Genomic DNA, 24,228 nt, shown 5'->3' on the forward strand with positions numbered 1-24,228 from the left:
TGCCGTTGTTGAGGCGGGGCTGGCCCGTATGCCCCGAAATAACGGCAGAATTGCCGTTGTTGAGGCGGGGCTGGCCCGGGCGTCCCGAAATAACGGCAGAATTGCCGTTGTTGAGGCGGGGCTGGCCCGTATGCCCCGAAATAACGGCAGAATTGCCGTTGTTGAGGCGGGGCTGGCCCGGGCGTCCCGAAATAACGGCAGAATTGCCGTTGTTGAGGCGGGGCTGGCCAACTCACATCCCCTCTTACTTTTTTCTTACCCATAGTTCTTACTTATTTATTCCGGGATAGGCTCTTTAGAGTAATACTCCTCGTTAGGGAACAATTTGATGTTTTAGATAATCCTTTTTTCTGTGGATTCATGAGGATTCCTTAGTCAATCGTAGAAAAAAATCGTTGATGCTAACTTAAGCGAATGCTTTTTTTCTTTTATTGGAACCGAGTTGATTAAAACTGCCAAAAATTTAAATTCCATTTTTTAAATATTCACCTTTTTTCCAATCATCTCTATAATCCGTAACACCACGGGTTGTAATACGATATATATGAAAAGTATAATAAGCGTTTCATAATTGTAACCTCAAAACTACTAAAAGGACGAAACAATTCTTTTTAAAGGGCGTAAAATATATACTGATAAGGAAAATCCATCTTAACAATCGAACATATGTTTGGTATAATATTCAAACAAATTCAATATTCCACACTATAAAAAAATAAAGGGATGTCAATTTATGATTATCTACGAAAACGAGCTTTCTACGTTTACTTTCCCTTTGCTAAGAGCAATATTTCCTGTGCATGTTCGTGCGGATATCGCAGAAATTTTAGAGACAGCTTCGATTTCACCGTTTTACTGCAAGGTCGAGGGACGCCCACCAAATGTTAATGTTTACAAGCCGGTACGTCATATTGAAACTTCACTTTGTTTCCATAGGCCATTGTGATCCTCCTATTCAATGACTTCTTGATTTTTTTTCGATGATCCGGATTAGCTGTTGTGTAGCCGGCAGGTCTTGTAAAGATACCGCTTCAATCAACTTTTGCTTAATCTCGGATTGAAATTCATAAGGTAATTTAGGTTTTTCTTTCATATCTTTCAACTTTCTCTACCGTGTGAGTGATTTCAAAAGTGTTGCATCCAGCATTCCCAATCACTTCTTTAATCTTATCCATCGACGGAAGATTCATGAAGCTGACTTTTTTAGTGCAGCTAGCTTCCTCACCATTCTCAGCAGCATCGTCTGCATTATACATTTCTAATGTGTATCTCTCGTGTGTTTCTTCGTCATATTTTGAGAACAATTCATCATTCTTTTCTAAGTAAATGTGCATTTCATCCGACAACTAATTACATATTTTCTCATAAAATCATACTTTTGGACTATAGAAACGATATTAAATCAATAATAAACTTTTTTACACCTAAATTCATCTATTTAAGGAGAAATTTTCTATTGCTTAAACTACCAAAATTTTCGTTTGCATTTTCGATTGTCCTTATTTGTTCCTTGCCGTTTGTGCCACTTGGGTCAGCGGAAGATGTTAATAAAGTCGATGTTAATCTTTTCTATCAAAACCATGCAAAAATCGCGGGTGACACTCCTGCGGAACCGAGCCAAAATAAGTTTAGGGAAGAAGTGCTAACTCCCAACATCGAAAGATCAGTTGCAATCCCTGTTTATGATGAAAGTGGTAACTTGGTAAATGAGTTTCAACTCAATAAGAATGTTGACGTTGAAACAAAAGCTTCTGTATTGGAAACAGGAAAACTCGTAAATGTTCTGGTTGCAGTAGATGAAGAATATCGAAGTGCTCACAGTGATTGGCAAACAAGGGTATCTGGCATTGTTGAAAGCGCCGATGATGCATTTAATCAAGAATTCAGCATAGATTTAAATATTACAGCGTATAGATATTGGTTCTCCGATGGTAATAGCGCCACTGCGTTATTAAGTAATTTAGCAGGAGATGCAACTGATACCTATGATTTGGTAATCGGCTTTACTGGCGAGTCAGATTTTAATGGAGCCGATGGAGGATTTTTGGGCGGTATAGCTTATCAATATGACAGCAACCCATTCTATGCTGGTTATAGCGTTGTCAGCGATCAATCACTATCTGGAACGGCCCATGCCGTTCAGCATGAAGTTTCTCATAATTATGGATTAGGACATGATACGACAGGAACAACACCAGTATGTATAATGAATTATGGTACTATGTATTCCACTACGGTTTGGCACTCTACTCATCACGATCAATTAGGCACTCATAAACTTTGGTACGGAACCACTGTGAGCTAAAAAAAATCTTGTGCCATGGGATTGCCTATAGCACAAGATACCATAGGAGAAAGTAATGAAAAAAAAATTGTCCGGTTTCTTTATTATTCTCATTCTCTTGATCGGTTGTTCAAATCTTTCCACACAAAACACACCAAAAGGAGATGATCCTGCATCTTGGATTAATTTTGAAGGGAAGAAGTACGATTTTTATAAAACTGATGTCTCTGTCAATGATTCTCTAGTTTCAACCAATGAGAAAACAGGTGCAGACGATGGAACTGAAAGCGGCTTAGAAATTTTCAAAGCAGAGAATGATAATGGTGTGAGTTTGTTTATTCAAGATCCTATAAATCAAGAATGGGTTGAATATAGAATTAAAAAATGATTTACACTTTTCAAAAATTCAAGTTATTAAACGACCACCTGCTCAAAGCAGGTGGATTTTGACATGAATGTCGAAGACTAAAGTCGTTACCTAAGGCACGTGAAAGAAAATAACAGACCAGAGGGGCTGAGATAGAAAAATCCTTCGGTACATGTTTTGATAGGTTTCCCAAACAAACCAAAACATAGCGAAGGATGTCCTCTAATGAGACCGGAATGGTTATGCACATGCAAAGCATTTTTAACCGAAACCGTCGGCCTGCTCATGGGACCGAAGAAACGGACCACATTGGCGAAATTATCGAAAGATTCGGAAAAGGCGGGCAGAGGCTTGTCGCTGAACAGTTTCAGGTCAGTCGAAACACCATTCGCAAAGGACAACAAGAACTTGAATCCGGGGCCATCGAGGATCGGTTCCATGAAAGAGAGCGTCTGCGAGCAGAGGAAAAACTGCCGAATTTACTGGAGGACATCCAATCCATCGTAGACGGACTGAGCCAAACCGATCCGAGCAATGTTCATCATCCTCGGCTGTGCTTTAACTGTGCGATGGCCTGATTAAAACGTCAAATCCCCATCGTAAGAAGATATCATCCGGTACAGCTCAGGCCGCCGGTCGCGGAAGATTCCCCACTCGATCCGGCCAACCTCCAGTGCATCCAGGTCAAATTCACTGACCAGTACGGTCTGCTCCTCCCGTCCGGCTTCGACAATCTTGTTGCCCTGAGGGCCGGCGATAAACGAGGAGCCGTAGAAATTAATGCTGGACTCCTCATCGGTCTCCTCTCCGATCCGGTTCGAGGCCACGACAGGAATCAGATTTGCCGCCGCATGGCCAAGCATACAGGTCTGCCAGTGGTCCCTGGAGTCAATGGAGCCGTCCTGCGGCTCCGAGCCGATCGCCGTTGGGTAGAACAGAATCTCTGCTCCCATCAGGCTCATCACACGGGCGGCTTCAGGATACCACTGGTCCCAGCAGACGCCTACACCGATTTTGGCATACCGGGTATTCCAGACTTTGAACCCGGTATCACCGGGATTGAAGTAGAATTTCTCTTCGTACCCCGGACCATCCGGAATATGGCTTTTACGGTATTTGCCCATCACCGTACCATCTGCATCAATTACAGCCAGCGAGTTGTAGCGGGCGTAGTTCTTCTTCTCATAAAAGCTGACCGGCAGCACCACTTCCAGCTCTTTGGCGATGGCTTTGAAATGGTTCACCGCCTTGTTATGCTCAAGCTCGGTGGCATAGGCGTAATAATCCGATTTCTCCTTCTGGCAGAAATACGGAGTCTCAAACAGCTCCTGGAGCAGAATAATCTGCGCGCCCTGGGCCGCAGCTTCCCTGACCAAGTCTTCCGCCTTGCTGATATTCTCATCAATGTCGCCGGAGCAGCTCATTTGTGTCGCGGCTACTTTTACTTTTCTCAAGATTTCTGGCCTCCCTCACGAATTAAGTAATGTCCCGGCAGGCATCTGCTGGGTGGTGCAGTGCACATTGCCGCCTTCACCGATAACCGCCATTCCATTCACCGTACGGATTCTGCGGTCCGGGAATAATGCCGCCAGCTTCCGTTCGGCAAGCTTATCCGTCTCTGCGGCCGCACCGCCGAAAGCAGGCAGGATAATCCCGCCGTTCACAAAATAAAAATTCAAATAGCTAAGCGTCAGGCGGATGTCCCCAAGCTCCGTGCGCGGCGGCTGCTGGATGGTGACAATCTCCAGCTTCCTTCCTTTGGCGTCCGCGGCATTCTCCAGAATCCGCAAATTCTCCCGGGTAATCCCGTAGTTCTCATCCTGCGGATCATCGCATACCTGGATGAGCACTTTGCCGGGTGCGGCGAAGCAGGCAATATTGTCCACATGACCGTCGGTTTCGTCGCCGCTGAGTCCACGCTTCAGCCAGATGATGGCTTCTGTGCCTGTATAATTACGCACGTATTCTTCTATCTCTCCCCGGTCCAGCTCCGGATTGCGGTTCTTGTTCAGCAGGCATTCCTCTGTGGTAATGAGCGTTCCCTCGCCGTCGGTATGGATTGATCCGCCCTCCATGACAAGCGGAGCATCGTAGCGGGTTACCTGCATCTGCTCCAGAATTTGCGGAGCCACCTCATCGTCGAGATCCCAAGGCGAATATTTCCCGCCCCAGGCGTTGAATTTCCAGTTAACACCCGCAAGCGTTCCGTCTGCACCCTTGACAAAGGTAGGGCCGTTATCGCGCAGCCAGGCATCATTATGCCGAATGGGCAGCAGTGTAACATTGGAGCCTAACGCCAATTTCTCCACCTGCTCCAGCTCATCGGGATTTACGACCACGCTGACCGGCTCGAATTCCGCAATGGCCCGGATAATCTCGGCATAGCCGGCACTCACGGATTCATAATTGTCCGGAAATACCATGGAGGCCTGAACCGGCCAGGAAATAAAGGTGCGCTCATGCTCCCCCCATTCCGGGGGCATTGTATAGTTTAAATCTTTTGGATACATTAGGATCGTTACCTCTGCTGTTCATATTTGGAGCGGGAACGCTGCCCCGGAAAATCTCCTTACCCATCATACAATAATATGCCGGTGCGCTCAATTGCCGGACAAGCAAAATCCCCCTGGGAAACCCGGGGGGATAGAGTGGTGCAGCTCTGTTTTAGAGCTTGATCTGCTTTACCGTTTGGCCTGCAAAGGTTTTTATGATAAATTCCCCATTTTCAAGGATTCCATAGGAATTCGGGTTATTCTCCTTCGGCAGAGAAATGGAGCCGGGATTCAGTACCGTAATGCCCTCTTTGACATCAGCTACCGGCAGGTGGGTATGCCCCTGAATGAAGACGTCGCCGGGTGTGAGCAGGGGCAGCTGATCGATGCTGAAGCCATGTCCGTGGGTGGCATAGATCTTCCGGCCTTCATGAAGGATCAGCACATAGTCGCCCATCATTGGGAACTGCAGCAGCATTTGGTCTACCTCGGCGTCGCAATTGCCCCGCACGGCAACCAGCGATTTGCCGTAGGCGTTCAGCCTGGCGGCGACTCCCTGGGGATTATAGCCCTCCGGAAGCGGATTCCTTGGCCCGTGGTACAAGAAGTCTCCAAGAATAACCAGAGTGTGCGGCTGCTCCTCCCCGGCCTTGGCCAAGGCCTGCTCCAGCCAGTACAGTGATCCGTGGATATCAGAAATGAACATCAGCTTCATATCGAATTCTCCCTTTCCTTATTGGTCTATATTGTTCTATGTATCTATTTATCTTAACTCTCCATCGGCCTGTAACGCAAAGCGGACGCCCTCAAGGGCGTCCTGCGCTGCACATCTCTATCATGCTTAAGGCAGATTCGAGGAACCCATCAGGAAACGGTCCACCTCGCGGGCTGCCTGCCGTCCTTCGTTAATCGCCCATACCGCAAGGCTCTGGCCGCGCCGCATATCCCCTGCGGCAAATACGCCTTCGACATTCGTAGCCTGTGCTCCAAATTCCGCCTTGGCGTTGGAACGCTCATCACGCTCTACCCCAAGCTGGCCCAGCACTGTCTCCTCCGGTCCGGTGAAGCCCAGGGCAAGCAGCACGAGCTGCGCCTTGATCACTTCCTCACTGCCCGGTACCTCAACCGGCACCATCCGGCCTTGCTCATTACGTGTCCATTCGATACGCACGGTATGCAGCTCCTGCACATGCCCGCCTTCGTCGCCGGCAAAACGCTTCGTATTCACAAGATAGCGGCGCGGATCTCCGTTATATAACGATGCCGCTTCCTGCTGGCCATAATCCACCTTCAGCACCTTCGGCCATTCCGGCCAAGGATTGCCCGCCTGCCGGGTAAGCGGAGACTGCGGCATAATTTCAAGCTGAATTACACTGCGGCAGCCGTGGCGGATCGAGGTAGCCACGCAATCCGTGCCTGTATCGCCGCCTCCGATTACAACCACGTCTTTGCCGGCCGCAGAGATGTATTCGCCGTCTGCAAGTCCGGAATCGAGCAGGCTCTTCGTATTCAGCGTCAGGAATTCCATTGCCTGATGGATGCCCTGCAGCCCGCGGCCTTCCAGCGCCAGATCCCGCGCCTGCGTGGAGCCGCCGCAGAGCACGACTGCGTCATGTTCTTCCTTCAGGCGGGAAGCGGCAATATCTCTGCCGATCTCGGTCCGGGTAACAAAGGTGATTCCTTCCGCCGCCAGCAGATCCACACGGCGCTGGACGGTCTTTTTGTCCAGCTTCATATTTGGAATTCCGTAAGTCAGCAGGCCGCCGATCCGGTCAGCACGTTCATATACGGTTACACTGTGTCCTGCTTTGTTCAGCTGTGCGGCACAGGCAAGACCGGAGGGACCGGAGCCGACCACGGCGACTTTTTTGCCTGTACGGCTAAGGGGCGGCTGGGGAACAATCCATCCCTCGGCAAATCCTCTGTCCACAATGGATTTCTCAATCGACTTGATCGTTACCGGCTTGCCGTTCATTCCCACCGTACACGCGCCTTCACACGGCGATGGACAGACACGCCCGGTAAACTCCGGAAAATTATTGGTCTTGTGCAGACGCTTCAGAGCAACCTCCCAGTTGCCGCGGTATACCATATCATTCCATTCCGGAATGAGATTATGCAGCGGACAGCCGGAGGCCATCCCGGAGAGCAGACGCCCTACATGGCAGAACGGCGTTCCGCAATCCATGCAGCGTGCGCCCTGCTCCCGCAGCTTCTCCTCATCCATTGCCTGCGAAAATTCATTCCAGTTCTTAATCCGTTCCAAAGGCTCGCACTCCGCAGGAGTCTGCCGCTGATATTCCAGAAATCCTGTTGCTTTACCCATACCTGTCATCCTCCGAGTCTCTCTGATTAGCCGCCGAAAAGTTCAAGGACGGCATTGTTGCCCCATTCGGCTCCAAAAAGACAGTTGCTCTCTGTCACCGACTGATTGTTTGTCACTGTAAAGCAGAAAAGCGAGAAGCTGTGACAAGGCGGATTTCCGCCTGAAATGCCTTAATATTATCATCTATACTCTATAGCCTAAATGAGTAATGTCACTTTTTTAAATAAAATTCCGGGGATGGGCAGAGCAGGTCCAGCAGGTTATTTTTCCTTGGCTGCGTTATACACAGAGTTGATAACTTTCAGAAGTATCGCGGTTACCGGGAACACAATCCAGTTGACAGACCAGCTCCCAAAAACAAAGCCGCTGATCAGGAAAATGCAGGTAGCGAGCGGCCAGATAATGGCTGCGGCGTTGCCCATAATCCGGTTCTCTTCTTTCTTTTCCCGGGTGAATTCGCCTTCCTTAAGCAGAAAGCTGAAGCTTCCCTTGATATTCCCGTAATAGATGAACAGGTAGACAGCAACAGCAACCATCGCCAGCAGAATGACCACTCCGTAAGCGGCAGCATTGTCATTAATCACAGACCATACAATGACCGGCACCGGGCTTAGCACACACAGGCATACGCCCATCACCAAAGACAAGGTGTACGTAGAGGTAAATGCATTGCTGCGATGCCGCACCTCGGCCCGCAAATATTCCGGCAGGTTAAAGCCCGTATGCAAATATTTATATGTCTCCAGCATCATGCCGCTGAAGATGAACAGTCCAACCGCCAGAGCCACCAGCATAAGCAAAATTACCACACCCAGGATTGACGCGGCATCTCCGGAAATAAGCCCTCTGAGAAAGCTGAACTCCGCCAGGGTGTTGAGCAGTATCAGCACTGCGGGGCCGAGGATGCACAGCATTACACCAATCCCCACCATAAAGCCGGATTTCTTCCTGGCGGCCATATAGCTCCATGTATCCTCCGGCGCAAGCACGGGAAGCCTGAGCTCTTCGCCTTCAACCGCAATATCAAGCTCTTCTATCAGCTCATCAATGTTGCCGAACTCGGAGATCACAATGCCAACGGCTTCATTTTCGGATTTGCCCTCCTGCTTCAGTTCATAATATTTGTCCTCCATGCTCGCCAGCAGGTCCTGCCTCAGTGCCTGCATCTGTGCAGTTTTGGGCAGAGCGGCAAACATATTGTCCAGATAACTGATGATTGTATCCATTCCTATCACATCTCCTTAATAAATTTGTTTACAACTTCCTGGGTCACCTGCCACTCCGCACATTTCTCATGGTAATAGGCCAGCCCCTCCGGTGTGATCCGGTAGTAGGTGCGCCTCTTCCCCAGCGTCTCATCCTTGTAAAAAGAGCAGATATATCCATTCTTCTCCAGCCGGGCAAACGCGGAATAGAGCGTGGTTTCCTTCATGATATATTTCTCATCCGACAGCCTTCTGATATTCTTGGATATTTCGTAACCGTAGGATTCACCATCCAAAAGCATATATAAAATAAATGTATCGTTATACCCCCGGATTACATCACTGCTGATCAATGGCCCTCCTCCTTACTGCATCTGTCGTACTACATCTGTCGTAGTAATTATATTGTAGCATGATTACTACGACAGGTGAAGTACTAATTTTGGATAAGCGCACCGGTAGGAGAACAGCTTTTTGACGGGGCACACCCTCCCCAAGCCTGCCCACATTCTCACGGCTGCCGTCTCATTAAAACACCTGCAAAAATAGGCCAGCCAGAAATTTCCGGCTGACCTATTAGTTATGAAGGCTGTCCTGCCGGCAAACTTCCCGGCTTGCAGGGCAGCCTTCAATTATATATTTGCGTTAAAACGGCTTGGGCCAGTTACGCCTGCACCGCCTGCACAACCATTCCGAGACCCCGAACGGTCAACCGCCCGTCTGCGCCCGATGACGCCAGCTCTCCGCCCAGAAGCGGCTCCCATTCTCCCAGTGGAGGCAGCATAAGCGATGCTCCGTCCGGATTGGCATTGCAGACCACGTATAAATGCAGCGCACTGTCACCGCCGGCATGCCCGCGCAGCGTATAGGCAATGGCACCGGCCGGCGCCTTCTCGAAAAACAGCTTCTCGCGGATTTCTTCTGCGCTGCGCAAACGGAAGGCGGAATGTGCCCGGCGCAGGGCGATGAGCTTTTTCATGTATGCAACATCGTCCGTATGGGATGCGCAGCGCTCCCAATCCAGCCAGTTAATCTCTGCCGGTGATTTATAGCTGTTCTCCACTCCGTCCTTGGTACGCATAAATTCTTGTCCGGCATGAAGGAAAGGAATCCCCTGGCTCGTCAGCACCATGGCCGAGGCCAGACGGTGCATCGCCCGGCGATGCTTGTCGCTTGCTCCGGCGGAGGACAAGACGATTTTATCCCACAGGGTATGATTGTCGTGGCATTCCACATAGTTCACACACTGCTGGGGTTCGTCGGCAAATTGGCCGGTCGTCTGTCCATACACTACACCCCCGGTGATGCCTGTCTTCACCGCCTGCTCCAAACCGGATTTGCCGCCGATAAAGCCCGGCTCACCATAGCGGAATATATTGCCCTTCACCGCATCGCGGAAGCCGTCATTGAAGTGTCCGATCCCCGGCAGCGCGTCTGCGTTGCTCTGATTGGCCAGCCGTTCACCCGCAAGCTCCGTCTCCATGATCCAGCCCTCGCCGATGGTCAGCAGGGATGGATCAATTTCATCCAGTCGGCGGCGTATTTCGGCCATCGTGTCAATATCAAGCAGGCCCATCAGATCAAAGCGGAAGCCATCCATATGATATTCCCTGGTCCAGTAGAGTACCGAATCCACAATAAAGCGGGACATCATCGCACGCTCGGAGGCTGTATCATTGCCGCAGCCCGAACCGTTCGACAGACCTCCATCCCGCTTGTAGCGCAGATAATAGCCGGGAACCAGCTTGGTGAAGTTCACACGGTACCCGTCATACACGTGATTATAGACAACATCCATGATCACGCGCAGCCCGCGGTCATGCAGTGCCTGAATCATGGTTTTGAGTTCGGTTATGCGCAACCCTGGCAGGTAGGGATCTGTGGCGTACGAGCCTTCCGGCACATTATAATTTTTCGGATCATAGCCCCAGTTGTAGTGGGGCTGGTCCAGTCTGGTCTCATCCACACTCTCTGTGGCATAGTCATACACAGGCAGCAGCTGAACATGCGTCACTCCAAGATCGGCAATATGATCGAGTCCGCTCAGAATCCCCCCGGGACCGCGCGTCCCCTCTTCGGCAAGTCCGAGAAATTGCCCTTTATTGGCAATCCCGCTGGCCGGATGAATGGACAAATCACGCAGATGAAGCTCATAGATGACCGCGTCTACAGCATTGGCCAAAGGCGGCTTATCCTTGGTCCACCGCTCCGGGTCCGTCTTGCGAAGATCAACAATCGCCGCTCTGTCACCGTTCACGCCGACTGCCCGTGCATATGGGTCCACCGCTTCATTCCACCGCTCCTCGATACGCACACGATAGGTATAGAACTTGCCTTCCAGATCACCGGGGACCGTCAGCCTCCAGGTTCCCCGCACCTCACGGATCATAGGCAGACGGCGGCCGCCGGTTTGCTGCCAAGTGTCGTAGAGCACCACTTCTGCCTCCTGTGCGGTGGGTGCCCACAAACAAAATGCTGAACAAGCAGAAGTATAAGTGAGGCCAAGATCGTCTCCGCCGTAGCTGAACATTTCGTCAAAATCCTGGTCGAATACGGAAATGCCGCTGGTAGCCGCAGGATCTCCATAATAGATGGTTTCTTCCATTTCCCTTTGTACTGACAAAGCAATCTGTCCCCTTTACCCTTTATTAATTGGATATTATAACCTGGCTGTCAGCTATGGCGCAAACGTTTGTACACAGGGTATTCGAAGGACGGCCTGACTAGTACAACTTCCCGTAACCTTAGCTTGGCAGGGTTCCGGCTGCTTCTCCTATGTCCAGCGCTACCATGGTGAGAATGCTCTGATTGGGCAAATACGGGATACGCCGTTCCCGGCCAGGGGTAAATCCACCGTTTTTATGGCGGATGCCATTATCCTGAACAATCAGCACAGGTCCCGTTTCCGTGTCCGCACTCTCATAACCGGTTCCCAGCACCCAATGGTAATCGTAGGCATACCTTCCCCGCCAGCGCATGCTGAACCACTTGTCGAACTTGACCGCCACCGGGCGCTCCGCGTCGATCTCCGCTCTATACCTCTGCATATCATTAAAAACAGATACTGAAAACGGCTGCCGTCTATGCTTCTCATGCGCAAGGGCAGCACTAAGATATGCCTTAAGCCCTCTGGCAAAACCGCGCGCACTCATCCCCCACGGGGTCCCCCCGTGCCGGCTGTATATGTAGTTAATATGCGCCGCTTTGGAGCTGAAATGACTGATGCCGGGAATATTGCCGCAGCCTCTCCGGGTGTGCCAATATTCTATTAAGGCGGCCATGGTCGCCGGTCCGCAGGCGGAGCCGGGCGAAGATACCCCCGGCTCCCACTGTGTATAAGGCTCCACTGTCAGCCGGTGCCCAAGCCGTTCTTCTCTCATAATGATGTCTTCTTCCGCAGCTGCCGGAGTATCCGCTCAATGTCTGAGGAGAGGAACGGCTTGCTGACGAAGTCTTCCATACCCGCAGCCTGGCAGCGTTCCCGATCCTCCGGCCTGGCAAATGCGGTTACGGCAACGATGAATGGCTGGTGGTGCTGCGGGGCTTGCTCCCTGATTCCGGCCGCCGCCGCAAGCCCGCTCATCACCGGCATTTGCAGATCCATAAAGACCAGGTCATACGGACGATCCAGAACCGCCTGAAGCGCCTGAAGTCCATTTTCCGCCAGATCCGCTCTATATCCACGCTTCTCCAGCATGGTCAGCATAAGCTTTTGATTGACGGGGTGATCCTCCGCGACGAGAATCCGCAAAGACCCATATTTCGCTCCCGGCAGAGCGGAACTCCCCGCAGGCAATAAATTGCGGCATTCTCCCTCTTCGGCATTGCTGCGGCTGCCAGAGGCTTCTGTATTCCTGCCGCCGCCGCCCAGGAAATTCGAAGCCTCCGGCGGATGCCCGCCGTTCGTCCCTCCCTCCTCAAATTCCACATCGGTGCCAAGAGGAAGCGTAAAATAGAAATTGGAGCCTTCGCCTTCTGTGCTCTCCACTCCAATGGCTCCGCCCATAAGCTCGACAAGGCGCTTGCAGATGGCGAGGCCCAGACCGGTGCCGCCATATTTACGGTTAATCGACGGATGCAGCTGGGAGAACGATTGAAATAACAGCGGCTGCTTCTCGGGCGGAATGCCGATTCCGGTATCCCGGACACTGAACTTCAGGCTCAGCTTCCTGGCATACGGGCAAAACTCCGTTTCGGCGTCAATAGAGACCTCGCCTTCTTCAGTGAACTTTACCGCGTTGCTCACTAAATTAACCAGTACCTGGCGCAGCCGGTCCGCATCACCCATGACCAGTTCCGGCACATCCCCTGCTATCCGGAAGGACAGCCGGACATGCTTTTCCTTGGCTTTAATCGAGAACAGCTCGGTTACGGTTTCCATGACTGTCTTCACACTGACCGGCTCGTGAACAAGCGTCATTTTACCGGCTTCGATTTTGCTGAAATCAAGAATTTCGTTAAGAATATACAGCAGGGAAGCGCTGCTCTGACTGATGATCTCCGCATAGCCGCGCTGTTCCTCGTTAAGCTCCGTCTCTGCGAGCAGATCCGTCATCCCCATAATTCCATTCATCGGTGTCCGCAGTTCATGGCTCATCACCGCAAGAAACTCGGATTTGGCCTGGTCCGCCTTCTCCGCAGACTCCTTGGCACGGATAATCTCCTGCTCATCGGTAATGTCCCGGAACACAACAACCGCACCCTTGCGTTCCCCCTTGTCAAACAACGGCGTTGCCTGATATTCCGCCAAAAAACTGGAGCCGTCTTTGCGCCACAGCACCGCATCCATGCTCCGCTGGGACTCTCCTGCCCGGATCACACGTATCAGCGGAGAGTCCTCCGGCCGGTAGTGGATCGCATCAGACGCCGTTTGCCGGATATGATCCACATAGGAGCGGCCCATAATCTCGTCTTGCTCAAAGCCCAGCAGCTGCGCGCCGGCCGGATTGATGAATGTCACCCTTCCTTCGGTATCCAGGCCGAATATGCCTTCGGACACCGCATTAAGAATCAGCGTGTACTCATTGCTCAGCTTCTCAATTTGCCCGGTATATCTGATGCGCTCTGTAATGTCGCGTGAAATTCCATAAACCCCCACTACCTGCTTGTCTACAATAATCGGGATTTTGGTTGTGTTAATCTCTACCATGTGCCCCTCTTTATGGATCAGGGTCAGATCATAGCTCTGCGGCTCGCCCTGGCTGGCCAGCGTGAAATGATGCAGGGTTCTTGCTGCATCCTTCTCATGCACAATCGTCTTATAGTGCATACCGACCAGCTCATCGAGGGCATAGCCTGTCAATTCCTGCAGATTGGCATTTGCAGTCAGGTAATCCCCGCGCAGGTTCATGGAATAAACCGCGGACGGATTATACTCAAAGAGGGATTTGTAGCGCTGCTCGCTTTCCTGAAGCATGGATTCGAAGCGCTTGCGCTCCGTTATATCACGGCTGACTGAAATAAACTCTAAAATCCGGCCATCTTCATCATAAATATAACGGCTGTTCGTCTCGAACCAGGCATAGCTTCCATTCCTGCGGCGGTAGCGGTAGGTGATTACGGGAATCGATCCGGAATGCTCACTGCCGGCCATCACCTTCTTGACCTCCGCCAGTTCATCCGGATGCACGTAATCCAATGCGCTGGTCCCCACCATTTCCTCAGGCTCATAGCCCAACAGGGAGCGGGAAGCCGCAGAACAATACACAAATATACTATCCCCCACTGCATGACGCGAGATTAAATCCATTGAATTCTCCGACATCAGACGGTAATTCCGTTCGCTTTCTCTAAGCTGCCGCTCCATCTGCTGCCGCTCGGTAATATCCTGCATCATGCCTACAAGCTGCACCGGCTTGCCGGCGGGGCCGCGCATGACATCCCACTGAATGTGTACCGTAAGCACGGCGGCATCCGGAAGAACCAGACGCAGGGAGGCTTCGTCAGATTCCCCTTTTTCTGCTGCCCGTCTGACTGCCTTCCACAGAAAATCAATGTCCTCCGGATGAACCAGAGACAAAAAGGTCTCGTAGCCTGCGTTCGCTCCCGTACTATAGTGCAGCATACGCTGCAGCTCTTCCGAGAATATCAGCCTGCCTTTGGTCATATCCCAAACCCAGGAACCAATCCTGGCGACCCGCCGGGCAGCAGCCAAGGCCTCCTCATTCTGCTTGCGGCCGGTCACATTGCGGCCAATGCCCATAATCCGCACCACCTCGCCGCTTTCGCCACGGATGACATGAAATGAGGTCTCGAACCACAGATAATGCCCTTCTTTATGGCGCAGCCGGCGGATACTTGTTTTATCTTCCAGCAGCCCCCCGGTCTGATCCATTCCTGCAATATCATCAGGATGATAGAATTCCACCCGGTTCCTGCCGACCATCTCCTCCGGCGCAAAGCCGATTTGCAGCTGTGAGGAGGGCGAAATGAAGCTCAGTGTTCCGTCGGGAAGGGTGAAGGAAATCATCGTTTGGTCATCTTTTATAAATAAATCATAGAGATCGCGGCTGTCCACAGTCAGTTGATCAGCGATTTTGCGGTCGGTAATATCCTTGGCGTACACAATAGTATGCGGAGGGGCTTGTCTCTCCCCGGCCTTAACGAATGTGAGCAAAAGCCATACCGTCCGTCCCGTGCGGGTCAGAAATTTCATCTCCTTGACAAGAGAACCCTCCGGAGAGGAGGCCAGCTCGTCCTTAAGAAGACCTATATCCGTGCACTGCAGTCCCTCCTGCGCTGCAGAGGTATTCTTCAGCAAGCCGCCGTCCAGGAATTCCTGTTCACTGCAGCCAAGAATATGACAGAAGGCGGGATTAACCTTTACCCAATTGTGTTCCTCCAAAGACAGTACTCCCATCCCGAGCGGAGACATCAGGAATGCTTGATCGAGAAGTTCGCTGTTATCGTTATCCAATTCAGCCAGGCCTCCTTCATCACGAGCCGCTGCTTGCGCAGACTCTCTGTTGTCTATTACCCCAGTATACGATATGAGAAGTAAGGAAAGAAATGAAACACCCGCTGCAAACTAGAAAAAATTTAAATTGTAAATATTGACGGATATAGGAGGTTCATCTATAGTATGAAATACATATTTATTCGTGACCTGTTACGATGGAAGCACCCGTAATGAAGGCTATTAGCCTTTGCTGCGGGTGCTTTTTTGTATTTGCCCAGGCTGGCGGATAATAAAAAGGAGGAAAAAGATGATTAACCCTAAGAATGCCCTGACAGCACTACTAACGCTGTTGCTTCTGTCGTTGCCCCCGGCAGCTCCGGCTGCGGCTTCCGCAACGGTGCTGACCCCTTCCATTCAGGCGGCTTTTGATTTGACGGCAGCGGTTGCGGATTCATCCTCAAGAGGCAGACTGAAGAGCCAGTACAGTGAACTGTCTGCATTGTCGGCTCAATATGACAGCAGAGAAGCACAGATCCGCAGGCTTCATGACAGCAATGCACAGTCGCTTTTAGCAGTGAAGGAGAAGATCAAGAGCATAGATCAGGCTAATGTGACCAGGCTTACCGCTGCGGCTGCCGGTACCAAGAGCCGGTACCAGCCGCTCTTTGACCAATACAGTGCGCTTAACAAACGCATATCTCTGGTCAAGGGTCTGGGGGACAAATCCTTGAATTCCATCCTGCGCGCCCAGGCCGATGCCATGAAGATCCTTGTCCAGACAGCCCGCCAGGATATTCGGGCCAAAGAAGCACAGCTGAAGGCCGCCAAGGATGCCCGGGCCAAGAAAACAGCGGCCGTACGCAAAACCCTTGCCGGGATTGAAGGGCCGCAGATATCAATCAAATCGCAGAAGAGTGTCGTGTCTTCACTGAACAAGCGTCTGGCAGCGGATTGGAGCGACTTCAAGGCTGCAACCCGCAAGAAGAATCCTTCCTTAGCCGGCCGGTCTTTGACTTCATTACTCTCCGGTTACCGGCAAATCGCGGTCAGCAAACAAAGGATCATTGAACTCGAACATAAGGTTTCCGGTGTAATCAGTACAGCCTCCAAGCAAATCACATCCTGATCCTCATGCAGATGTGTCTTCTGCCTGCCTGGCGGCATATGTTAGGTAAGAAACACACCATAGGGCGAAGGAGGCATACCACATGCATATCTGTATGATCGCACCGGAGCAGTTTCCGTTGCCGGGAAACGGTTCTGTAGAAATCTGCATCTGGGCGATTGCCAGAAGGCTGGCCCACCGGCATAAGGTGACTATAGTGAGCAGAAAGGCTCCCGGCTTCCCTGAAACCGATGAATTGGAACAGGTTCGCATCGTCAGGCTGGCCTCAGGCACACCTGCACGTTACCTTGCTTCAGTTCTGGACTACCTCGAAGCAGAGCACTTTGATGCCATACAGGTCGATAACCGGCCGCTGCTGATGGCCGCCGTCAAGCGGCGGCATCCCCGCACACCTGTGCTGCTGTTCCTCCATTCCTTGACCTTCGTTCCGGCGGAATCCCGAATTGCCCGCAGCCTGGCCCGGGCCGATCTCATCGCTGTCAACAGCCGCTCCCTGCAGCTAAGGCTGGCCCGCCGTTTTCCCGGTCTGGGCGGAAGACTCCGTGTTGTTCCGCTTGGCGCCGACTTGACCCGGTTCTCTCCGGCAGAGCTCCCGGAGAAGCGGCAAGCGCTTAAGCTCTACCGGCTGTCTCCCATATTCACCGTGCTGTTCGTCGGCAGGATCATTCCCCGCAAAGGAGTGCCGGTACTAATTAAGGCCATGTGCCTGCTTAATAAGCATCTGCCGGCACAGCTCATTATCGCCGGGCAGGGCAAGCCGCCGTATATCCGGCAGCTTAAGGCAATGGCCCGGCGGCTCGGAGTCCGGGCCGCTTTTACCGGCAAGATCGCCCATGAAGATATTCACGGCCTGTATCAGGCCGCCGATGTCTTCGTCTGTCCGTCCCAGCGGCACGAGTCCTTCGGACTCGTCAACGTGGAGGCCATTGCCTCCGGCCTGCCGGTCATTGCCTCCAACAATGGCGGCATCCGTGAGATCATTGCATCCGGCCACAACGGGTATTTGGTGGACCGTTACCGTGAAGCGGCCCCCTTCGCCAAGCAGCTGCTGCAGTTGGGCCGACAGCCGCAGCTGGCGGCCCAGATCGGACTGCAGGGACGAAATGATGCACTGAAGACTTTCGGGTGGCAGCACACGGCGGCGGCTCTGGAGGAGCTATACCGTTTTCTTGTTCCTGATTTAACAAATGAAGTGACGCCTTACGCTTCTCTGCCATGCGACAATGTGTAGCATTGAATTTGTGATTTTATTCGCAGGATACAGCCAAAGTTAATATTATACTCAGATTGTAAGCGTTGCCATTAAGCTCATGCATCATCGGAAAAAGGCCACCCAGACCTTGGCAACCCCCTACAACACACTATTCGCTGTAGAAAGGGTGCATCATTATGTTACTGATCAAAGCTATAGTCAGACCCGAGAAAGCGGATGAAGTCATGGCTGAGCTGCTGCTTGCCGGATTTCCCTCCATCAGCAAGATGGATGTGCTTGGCCGCGGGAAACAAAAAGGAATACAGGTCGGAAATAACCACTACGATCAAATTTCCAAGAAGATGCTGATGATGGTCATTAATGATGACGAGAAGGATGAGGTAATCAGTGCTATACTCAGAACGGCAAGAACCGGTGAGCAAGGTTCCTTCGGCGACGGCAAGATATTTGTACTGCCTGTCCAGGAAGCCTACACAATCAGCAACGGTAAAAGCCAGCTGTAAGCCCCGTACCCTATTTGTCCCCTGGATGATAAGCACATATTAAAAGAGGCAGCGGGCGGCATCCCGGATTCAGAGTTTCTGATCCAAACGCTGCCGCATGCTGCCTCTTTGTAATCTCACGCCTGTTATGTTCAAAACATTTGTATCACGGTAAGCACCAGCCCCACGACAAAACCGCAGACCGCGCCGTTGACCCGAATCCATTGCAGATCCTTGCCTATCTTATCCTCCAGCATGTTCACCAGACTGGCGTCATCCATCTGATCCAGGTTCTCTTTGACCAGAAGCCCCAGCCGGTAATGATTGGCTTCTACGAAGGTGATCAAAGAGGCGCGTATCCGTTCCTCCCAGCCCTGAATCCATTGCTGCTCCTTACTGATACGGCGGGCCAGCATGGCATACAGGCCGAACAGCCTGCGTCCTCCCGAAGTCCGTTCCTCTTCCAGTACGGCAACCGCTTTACCGCGTAATTGCTCAAGCTGCTCCTGCAGGAAGGCCATGGCGGCTTCACTCTGCAGCCCCTCCAACGCCCAGTCCTTAATCGCGGCGATCCGCACCTCGTCATTCACCAGCTGAAAGATGGCGACACGGATTTCCCGGATAATCTGCTCACGGTAGGGACTGTCCTCTTCACGGAAATCGCGGATGCCGGATTGCACCATACCCTGCAGCATTTCTCCCAGCATTTCAGCGTCCACAAATCCGACAAAAGCCTGAAAAGCCATGCCCTTCAGCCCGCCAAGCTTCACCTCTGCCAGCTTCTCACTGGCAATCTTGCCCAGCATGGCCCGGGTCTCGGGACGGGCAGTCCAGCCGGAGATTCCTTCCAGTGCGTAATCCAGGGCAGCAACATCCTTCCCGTCATTCATAAGCTTGGTGACGATGGTATCTACAGCCGTTCCAAGCTTGGCTTCACGGACATAGCCGGACACCGCGGACTGAATGTAAGGAACTGCCTGCTCCAACGGCAGCTTCTGCACGAAGCTGCCGAGCTGCTCCAGTATTTCGTTCCTCGCTTTCCTCCGGGCAAACAGGCGGGTCAGAAATGTGCCGCCAAGCGAGACGATGCGGATTTTGCTGAGCTTGTTCTCGATGCTTGCCTTGTTCAGCAGCTCATTCTCCATCGCGGAGATCAGGGACTGAATAATTTTGTCCCGGTTCTTCAGCAGCAGAGAGGTGTGCGGAATCGGCAGGCCGAGCGGATGGCGGAACAGTGCGGTAACAGCAAACCAGTCGGCAATCCCCCCTACCAGTCCGGCCTCGAAGCCGCCCCTCAGCAGGACAAACGCCCAATGCTCCGGCAAAAACAGTGTAATCAGAAAGCCGCAGGCCATAATGGCCAGCGAAATAGTAGCTAAATTTCTGGACTTCATCCGTAGTTCCCCCTTGCTTATTCACCTGAAGCTTATGCTTTGATATGTTTTGGCTTCAGACCGCTGCTTCCCGCAGGCAAAATACCGCCACACACGTTCGGTTCTGTGAGCTGGCGGATGTGCCGGCCGTTTGGCAAGCAGGTCTGCCTTTCATTGTACCACGACAGAACTCTTTTCTGAAAATTCACCTCATTTATGCAAGCAGCGGAAGCACTGCACACTTCATGAAAATATTTTTTATTTTCAGAGAATTAATGATAAGATACAAACAAAGTTTTCACTGCCCTTGAAGGGGACAACTTCCTGTCAGAGAAGGAGAATGCCAACATGCTGATTGCACTGGATATGGATGGAACACTGCTGAATGAGGAAGGCATGATCAGCCCGGAAAACCGCGAGGCAATTGTGCACGCCCAAAGCCTGGGCCACATTGTCATCATCGCCACCGGACGCTCGTATATGGATGCTGAACGGCAGCTGCGGCTGGCCGATCTGGAATGTCCTGTTGTCAGTCTGAACGGAGCGGTAGTCACGCTGCCCGACCGGACACTGGCGGCAAGCAAGCCGCTGAACAAGGAGGATATCATTCCGGCATTGCGCTGGATGAATGAAATTCCAGAGCTTTATTATGAGGTATATACAGAAGGTAACGTATATGCGGAGCTGGACAAGCGGGTGCGGCTGGAGAAGCTGGCGGCGCTGGAGGATGGGGATGTGCCGGAAGAACTAAGCTGGCTGCTGAAGGCTATGATCGCCAAACAGTTTCAGCAGGCTTCGGTGACCTATGTAGAGAGCATGGAGGAGATCTGGAGCAAAGAGGAACAGGTGATCTATAAAACACTGGCCTTCTCGCTGAACCGTGAGCTGTTGAAGGAAGCCTCCACGCGGTTCGCGGCGATTCCCGGCCTGATTATTACCGCATCGCATGTGAACAATATTGAAATTAACCATAAGGATGCGAACAAAGGCGCGGGTGTGGGCATGCTGGCGGCGCATTACGGCATCCCTGCGGAACAGGTGGCGGTGATGGGGGACAGCTACAACGATCTGCCCATGTTCGAGATGGCTGGCTACCGAATTGCCATGGAGAACGCCGCACCGATTCTAAAAGAAACGGCCGACTTTGTTACGCGGAGTCATGCGGAGAATGGTGTAGCCGAGGGATTGCGTCATCTTATGGAGAAGAATTGATTCCGAAGGACAGTGAGATGATTCCTAGCGCCGGCCTGCTCCTGATCTGGCAATACAATAGATTGCTCCTATATTCACTGCCAGCAAAATTAAAAGGATCAACCGTTGCGCCTCGGTCAGTGCAGTAAGAATTGGAATAAACACAAGCTTCCTCCTTATCCAAAAATTAATGAATTCCACCCAATCAGCAGACAGTTTTTTGGGAGCTGTACTGGTTAAGCAGATGGTCCAAAGCTACAGATTGCTCGATAACTTTGGGGTGTGTCAGGAAACCGTACTTTTTTTGTGTCTGATACAGCTGCTCCCTGGCGCTTTCCACCTGAAGCAATGTCATATTTTCATTGTTCTGCATAGATCTACCTCCTTCGTGTAATATTTTAGTACAAGCTGTCAAAAACCGGAATCCGCGATAAACCGTTTGTAATAAAGAAAACAATCTCCTTATCTATCTGCAGATGATAGAAGCTATCACGAAGTCCCTCAAATGAGTAAAAAATTAGAATAATATTCCTTTTGTTACAATGCAAAATATAACAGCGGACAATATCCCATGCAAGGGTTGAAATGTGAATATTCGGAAACTCGTCTCCGAAAAAAACAAAAATGGGGGTGTCCCAGAGCCATTTCATGGCTTGGGACACCCCCTGTAATTAAGCGCGGCGGCGCACTTTTTTGCGGTAGTCATGCGGGGCCACCGCATAGATTTTGCGGAAAAGGCGGGCAAAATACGAGAAATTGCTGTAGCCCAGCCCGTCGGCGATTTGGCTGATGCTCTTGTCTGTGGTGATCAGCTGGTCGGCCGCTCTGCGCATGCGCTCCTGCAGAATATAATCGGTCAGCGCCATTCCCGTCTCCTTGCGGAACAGGCGGGACAGATAGGCCGGGTTCAAAAAAACGAGTGCGGCGAGCCGCTCTCGGGTCAGCTCTTCATGCAGCCTTTCGGCAATGTATGCCTTAATTTGATGCACGACTGAATTCCCCCTGTTCCGGACAACACCATACACGTCTGAGTGCCGGACCGCTTCCTCCAGTGTAATTACCCCTCCGGGCTGCTTCCCATTCCCGGCCTCAGCATGCAGCAGGGCATGATAGAGCTTCTTAATTCCGGCAATCTGTGTACTCCCGCCAATATAGCAGGACAGCTTGCAGTGAAAAGAGCGGTTGCAGACTTCTGCATACTGCGCACAGCTTTCCTCAATAACCTCCGGCCGTTCCTCTGCTTCACTGCCTAAATAGACAATCGTCAGGATATTGCCCCGCCGGTCACGGATGGCTTGGCCCTTACGTCCGTTCAGAATGATCTCACCGGCGGCGCTGTGCAGGGCAAGCTCCATAATTTCCTTGTCCCGCTGTGAGAGCGGCTTCTCCCACCCCTCCACGCTAATCAGGATCAGCCTGACATGCTCGAGCTGCCCATATTCCATATCATAGACCGAAAGCATGCGTTCCAGGGTTGTCCTGTCCGGAAACATCCGCTGCTCCAGCAGATTCTGCCAGAACCGCTCTATGAACAAGGGCCTCTGCTTATTCCATCGCTCTTCGTATTTCCGGTAGAGCTTGTCGGCCTGATGGGCCTTGCGTTTCTCCTCCATCCGGCTGGCTGCCCGCAGCAGCGCCTTTTCCAGCTCTTCATGCCGCACCGGCTTCAGCAGATAATCGCCGCCGGAACGCACTGCTTTTGGCCCGTATAAGGGCTCCGCGTGGCGGGTCAGCATCACCGATTCCGTCCCGCAGCCGTCCTGCCGCATCCACTCCATCAGCGCAAGCGCACCGCCTCCCGGTATTTCCATAGCACAGATCATAATATCAATCCGCTGCTCCCGCAGCATCTGGCGGGCCGCTACAGGATGATGGGCCCCGAATTCGGCCTCCACGCCGATCTGCCTCCAGCGCACACCGGCCAGCAGTCTTTTTACCGCACAGATATCATCGTCAACGATCAGCACACGTATCAATCAGATCACCTCGCTTAAGGTTGCCTCCAGCTCCGCGCAAGCGAACGCTTTCATCCAGTTCCATTATATTTCCTGTACCGGATTTTGAACGACACAAAAGCGACCTGTTCTGTTACTATTGCGACTTTTTTAAACACTCTGGTGGCTTCTCCGGAGGACTTAAGCTTTTGAAAAAATTTAAACCGCTGCTAATATATTAATATGTACGATAAATTACGGGGCTGCAAAAGCAGCACTCCTGTATAGGGGGAATCACGCGTTGAATATGTATCCTGGGATTGCCCAGTTATATCATAACCGCCTGCTGCGGACAGAGCTGGAATGCGAGGCCTTTGATCTGGCGCTGGAGGGGCTGGCCGGAGATACGGAGGATGTGGTTATCCATCAGATCTTCAAAGTGTTCGATGATGATACCGAGCAGGAGGAGGTCATGTTCGGTCTGGTTCATTTCGTGGAGAGCTACCAGATGGAGATGTATCTGACCCAGCTGCTGGAATCACTTCCGGACATGCTGGACAATGCGCGCAACTGGGCAATTGTGCTGAACCAAAGAATTTTGGACGACGACATCAGCCGGAAGGAGTATGGAGATATCGCCGCCGGAATGGCTCCGAGGATCAAGAAGTCGCTGGCGTTCCTGCTGGAGGAGATCCGGGAGGACAACCCCCGCTTATATGAACGCAAGGTAAATACTGTCCTTGCCAAATTGAAATAAATCCAGCGGGTTGATCATCTTAACCGGAACGTTTTTATGATTCTTGGGACATCGCAGTTCACCATGCGCTTCAGCAGCCTGATCGGTCTGCCGTATCTTTTATAATCGTAGTCATTGCCTCTGGCATTGAGGAATTCCTCCGGAAGCTCTCCCGGAACTGCATAGCCGTAGATCCGCCCATTGCGCACAGCCAGCCGGGTGATCGGGGAATCATCGTAGCCTGCGGCAATCCACTGCTTCAAGGTCATCCGGTACACAAGCAGAGTGAGCACCGGTTCGTAAATCTTCCCTTTATATTTAAAAAGGAAACATACGCTGTACTCCGCAGCATTCCACCGCGTGCTTCTTCTAACGGCTGTGTAGCACCTCCACCTGCGGGGAAGCCTGATGCTGAAGCCATACTTCGAGTTGCGGTAGAGCAGTGTTCCGGGCGGGCCTGCGTAGGGGCCGGAACGGTTTCTTTGAGCTGCCGGTTTTCGGGGCCGGACGATAGGCTTCATCACAATCACACCTTTGGAGTAATGGATTTCGGAGCATACGAATAATATTCAGCTTATTCATATGCCCATAGATGTGACAC

At 51.8% G+C, this 24,228-nt stretch carries 23 protein-coding genes; 9 read left to right on the forward strand and 14 right to left on the reverse strand.

Annotation, left to right across the window (positions count from 1 at the left end):
- A partial coding sequence (locus HYD27_RS29155) for a hypothetical protein (RefSeq protein WP_228745412.1) occupies positions 1–265 on the forward strand: 265 nt, incomplete at its 5' end.
- A gap of 811 nt (positions 266–1,076) precedes the next feature.
- On the opposite strand, the gene HYD27_RS29160 is transcribed toward HYD27_RS29155, so the two are convergent.
- Positions 1,077–1,346, reverse strand: coding sequence for a hypothetical protein (locus HYD27_RS29160; protein ID WP_219221175.1), 270 nt, complete (start codon positions 1,344–1,346; stop codon positions 1,077–1,079).
- 110 nt (positions 1,347–1,456) lie between these two features.
- On the opposite strand from HYD27_RS29160, the gene HYD27_RS29165 reads away from it, so the two are divergent.
- The 3 genes from HYD27_RS29165 (at position 1,457) to HYD27_RS29175 (ending at position 3,229) form a co-directional block, all read left to right on the forward strand.
- Positions 1,457–2,305 (forward strand): M12 family metallo-peptidase, encoded by an 849-nt coding sequence (locus HYD27_RS29165; protein ID WP_219221176.1) that lies wholly within the window; start codon positions 1,457–1,459, stop codon positions 2,303–2,305.
- Between the two features lie 55 nt (positions 2,306–2,360).
- On the forward strand, positions 2,361–2,672 hold the full coding sequence (locus tag HYD27_RS29170; protein WP_219221177.1) for a hypothetical protein: 312 nt from the start codon (positions 2,361–2,363) through the stop codon (positions 2,670–2,672).
- 215 nt (positions 2,673–2,887) lie between these two features.
- Positions 2,888–3,229, forward strand: coding sequence for a helix-turn-helix domain-containing protein (locus tag HYD27_RS29175; RefSeq protein WP_219221178.1), 342 nt, complete (start codon positions 2,888–2,890; stop codon positions 3,227–3,229).
- Here HYD27_RS29175 and aguB read toward each other — a convergent pair whose 3' ends face one another.
- From aguB to HYD27_RS29220, 9 genes are all read right to left on the reverse strand, one after another.
- Complete coding sequence (gene aguB / locus HYD27_RS29180; protein WP_219221179.1) at positions 3,230–4,105, reverse strand: N-carbamoylputrescine amidase; 876 nt, start codon at positions 4,103–4,105, stop codon at positions 3,230–3,232.
- Positions 4,106–4,120: 15 nt separating this feature from the next.
- Entirely contained in the window at positions 4,121–5,161 is a 1,041-nt protein-coding gene (locus HYD27_RS29185; protein ID WP_219221180.1) for an agmatine deiminase family protein, read from the reverse strand.
- Between the two features lie 154 nt (positions 5,162–5,315).
- Complete coding sequence (gene yfcE / locus HYD27_RS29190) at positions 5,316–5,858, reverse strand: phosphodiesterase (protein WP_219221181.1); 543 nt, start codon at positions 5,856–5,858, stop codon at positions 5,316–5,318.
- 126 nt (positions 5,859–5,984) lie between these two features.
- On the reverse strand, positions 5,985–7,469 hold the full coding sequence (locus tag HYD27_RS29195; protein WP_219221183.1) for a glutamate synthase subunit beta: 1,485 nt from the start codon (positions 7,467–7,469) through the stop codon (positions 5,985–5,987).
- A gap of 260 nt (positions 7,470–7,729) precedes the next feature.
- Positions 7,730–8,695, reverse strand: coding sequence for a permease prefix domain 1-containing protein (locus tag HYD27_RS29200; protein ID WP_219221185.1), 966 nt, complete (start codon positions 8,693–8,695; stop codon positions 7,730–7,732).
- Positions 8,696–8,700: 5 nt separating this feature from the next.
- Positions 8,701–9,027 carry a PadR family transcriptional regulator gene (locus HYD27_RS29205; protein WP_219221187.1) on the reverse strand — a complete coding sequence of 109 codons (327 nt, stop codon included), beginning with the start codon at positions 9,025–9,027 and terminating at the stop codon, positions 8,701–8,703.
- A gap of 311 nt (positions 9,028–9,338) precedes the next feature.
- Complete coding sequence (gene pulA, locus HYD27_RS29210) at positions 9,339–11,297, reverse strand: type I pullulanase (protein WP_219221188.1); 1,959 nt, start codon at positions 11,295–11,297, stop codon at positions 9,339–9,341.
- 121 nt (positions 11,298–11,418) lie between these two features.
- Complete coding sequence (locus HYD27_RS29215; protein ID WP_219221190.1) at positions 11,419–12,054, reverse strand: C39 family peptidase; 636 nt, start codon at positions 12,052–12,054, stop codon at positions 11,419–11,421.
- On the reverse strand, positions 12,051–15,590 hold the full coding sequence (locus HYD27_RS29220) for a PAS domain S-box protein (RefSeq protein WP_219221193.1): 3,540 nt from the start codon (positions 15,588–15,590) through the stop codon (positions 12,051–12,053). Before HYD27_RS29220 ends, HYD27_RS29215 begins: the two co-directional genes overlap by 4 nt.
- A gap of 289 nt (positions 15,591–15,879) precedes the next feature.
- Here HYD27_RS29220 and HYD27_RS29225 point away from each other — a divergent pair, with 289 nt between their 5' ends.
- The 3 genes from HYD27_RS29225 to HYD27_RS29235 all read left to right on the forward strand — a co-directional run bounded on the left by HYD27_RS29225 (position 15,880) and on the right by HYD27_RS29235 (position 18,414).
- Entirely contained in the window at positions 15,880–16,698 is an 819-nt protein-coding gene (locus tag HYD27_RS29225) for a hypothetical protein (RefSeq protein WP_219221194.1), read from the forward strand.
- Between the two features lie 82 nt (positions 16,699–16,780).
- On the forward strand, positions 16,781–17,929 hold the full coding sequence (locus HYD27_RS29230) for a glycosyltransferase family 4 protein (protein ID WP_219221196.1): 1,149 nt from the start codon (positions 16,781–16,783) through the stop codon (positions 17,927–17,929).
- 158 nt (positions 17,930–18,087) lie between these two features.
- Entirely contained in the window at positions 18,088–18,414 is a 327-nt protein-coding gene (locus HYD27_RS29235) for a P-II family nitrogen regulator (protein ID WP_219221197.1), read from the forward strand.
- A 131-nt stretch (positions 18,415–18,545) separates the two neighbouring features.
- Here HYD27_RS29235 and HYD27_RS29240 read toward each other — a convergent pair whose 3' ends face one another.
- Positions 18,546–19,787 carry a DUF445 domain-containing protein gene (locus HYD27_RS29240; RefSeq protein WP_219221199.1) on the reverse strand — a complete coding sequence of 414 codons (1,242 nt, stop codon included), beginning with the start codon at positions 19,785–19,787 and terminating at the stop codon, positions 18,546–18,548.
- 327 nt (positions 19,788–20,114) lie between these two features.
- On the opposite strand from HYD27_RS29240, the gene HYD27_RS29245 reads away from it, so the two are divergent.
- Positions 20,115–20,978, forward strand: a complete 864-nt coding sequence (locus tag HYD27_RS29245) for a Cof-type HAD-IIB family hydrolase (protein ID WP_219221201.1) — start codon at positions 20,115–20,117, stop codon at positions 20,976–20,978.
- Positions 20,979–21,162: 184 nt separating this feature from the next.
- Here the strand turns inward: HYD27_RS29245 and HYD27_RS29250 are convergent, their stop codons facing one another.
- Complete coding sequence (locus HYD27_RS29250; protein WP_219221203.1) at positions 21,163–21,330, reverse strand: aspartyl-phosphate phosphatase Spo0E family protein; 168 nt, start codon at positions 21,328–21,330, stop codon at positions 21,163–21,165.
- A gap of 298 nt (positions 21,331–21,628) precedes the next feature.
- On the reverse strand, positions 21,629–22,924 hold the full coding sequence (locus HYD27_RS29255) for a response regulator transcription factor (protein WP_309242143.1): 1,296 nt from the start codon (positions 22,922–22,924) through the stop codon (positions 21,629–21,631).
- Between the two features lie 274 nt (positions 22,925–23,198).
- On the opposite strand from HYD27_RS29255, the gene HYD27_RS29260 reads away from it, so the two are divergent.
- Positions 23,199–23,648, forward strand: a complete 450-nt coding sequence (locus HYD27_RS29260; RefSeq protein ID WP_228745414.1) for an Imm30 family immunity protein — start codon at positions 23,199–23,201, stop codon at positions 23,646–23,648.
- A gap of 14 nt (positions 23,649–23,662) precedes the next feature.
- Here HYD27_RS29260 and HYD27_RS29265 read toward each other — a convergent pair whose 3' ends face one another.
- On the reverse strand, positions 23,663–24,148 hold the full coding sequence (locus HYD27_RS29265; RefSeq protein WP_219221209.1) for a hypothetical protein: 486 nt from the start codon (positions 24,146–24,148) through the stop codon (positions 23,663–23,665).
- Positions 24,149–24,228: the final 80 nt, after the last annotated feature.

The sequence above is a fragment of the Paenibacillus sp. S150 genome, from assembly GCF_019352175.1.
In the GTDB taxonomy this organism is placed as follows: domain Bacteria; phylum Bacillota; class Bacilli; order Paenibacillales; family Paenibacillaceae; genus Paenibacillus_AQ.

Bases quoted from the DNA above. Each gene is read 5' to 3' on its own strand.
- HYD27_RS29170 (WP_219221177.1), top strand. From the start codon at position 2,361: ATGAAAAAAAAATTGTCCGGTTTCTTTATTATTCTCATTCTCTTGATC.
- HYD27_RS29175 (WP_219221178.1), top strand. From the start codon at position 2,888: ATGGTTATGCACATGCAAAGCATTTTTAACCGAAACCGTCGGCCTGCT.
- HYD27_RS29185 (WP_219221180.1), bottom strand. From the start codon at position 5,161: ATGTATCCAAAAGATTTAAACTATACAATGCCCCCGGAATGGGGGGAG.
- yfcE (WP_219221181.1), bottom strand. From the start codon at position 5,858: ATGAAGCTGATGTTCATTTCTGATATCCACGGATCACTGTACTGGCTG.
- HYD27_RS29195 (WP_219221183.1), bottom strand. From the start codon at position 7,469: ATGGGTAAAGCAACAGGATTTCTGGAATATCAGCGGCAGACTCCTGCG.
- HYD27_RS29200 (WP_219221185.1), bottom strand. From the start codon at position 8,695: ATGGATACAATCATCAGTTATCTGGACAATATGTTTGCCGCTCTGCCC.
- HYD27_RS29215 (WP_219221190.1), bottom strand. From the start codon at position 12,054: ATGAGAGAAGAACGGCTTGGGCACCGGCTGACAGTGGAGCCTTATACA.
- HYD27_RS29225 (WP_219221194.1), top strand. From the start codon at position 15,880: ATGATTAACCCTAAGAATGCCCTGACAGCACTACTAACGCTGTTGCTT.
- HYD27_RS29230 (WP_219221196.1), top strand. From the start codon at position 16,781: ATGCATATCTGTATGATCGCACCGGAGCAGTTTCCGTTGCCGGGAAAC.
- HYD27_RS29235 (WP_219221197.1), top strand. From the start codon at position 18,088: ATGTTACTGATCAAAGCTATAGTCAGACCCGAGAAAGCGGATGAAGTC.
- HYD27_RS29240 (WP_219221199.1), bottom strand. From the start codon at position 19,787: ATGAAGTCCAGAAATTTAGCTACTATTTCGCTGGCCATTATGGCCTGC.
- HYD27_RS29245 (WP_219221201.1), top strand. From the start codon at position 20,115: ATGCTGATTGCACTGGATATGGATGGAACACTGCTGAATGAGGAAGGC.
- HYD27_RS29250 (WP_219221203.1), bottom strand. From the start codon at position 21,330: ATGCAGAACAATGAAAATATGACATTGCTTCAGGTGGAAAGCGCCAGG.
- HYD27_RS29260 (WP_228745414.1), top strand. From the start codon at position 23,199: ATGTATCCTGGGATTGCCCAGTTATATCATAACCGCCTGCTGCGGACA.
- HYD27_RS29265 (WP_219221209.1), bottom strand. From the start codon at position 24,148: ATGAAGCCTATCGTCCGGCCCCGAAAACCGGCAGCTCAAAGAAACCGT.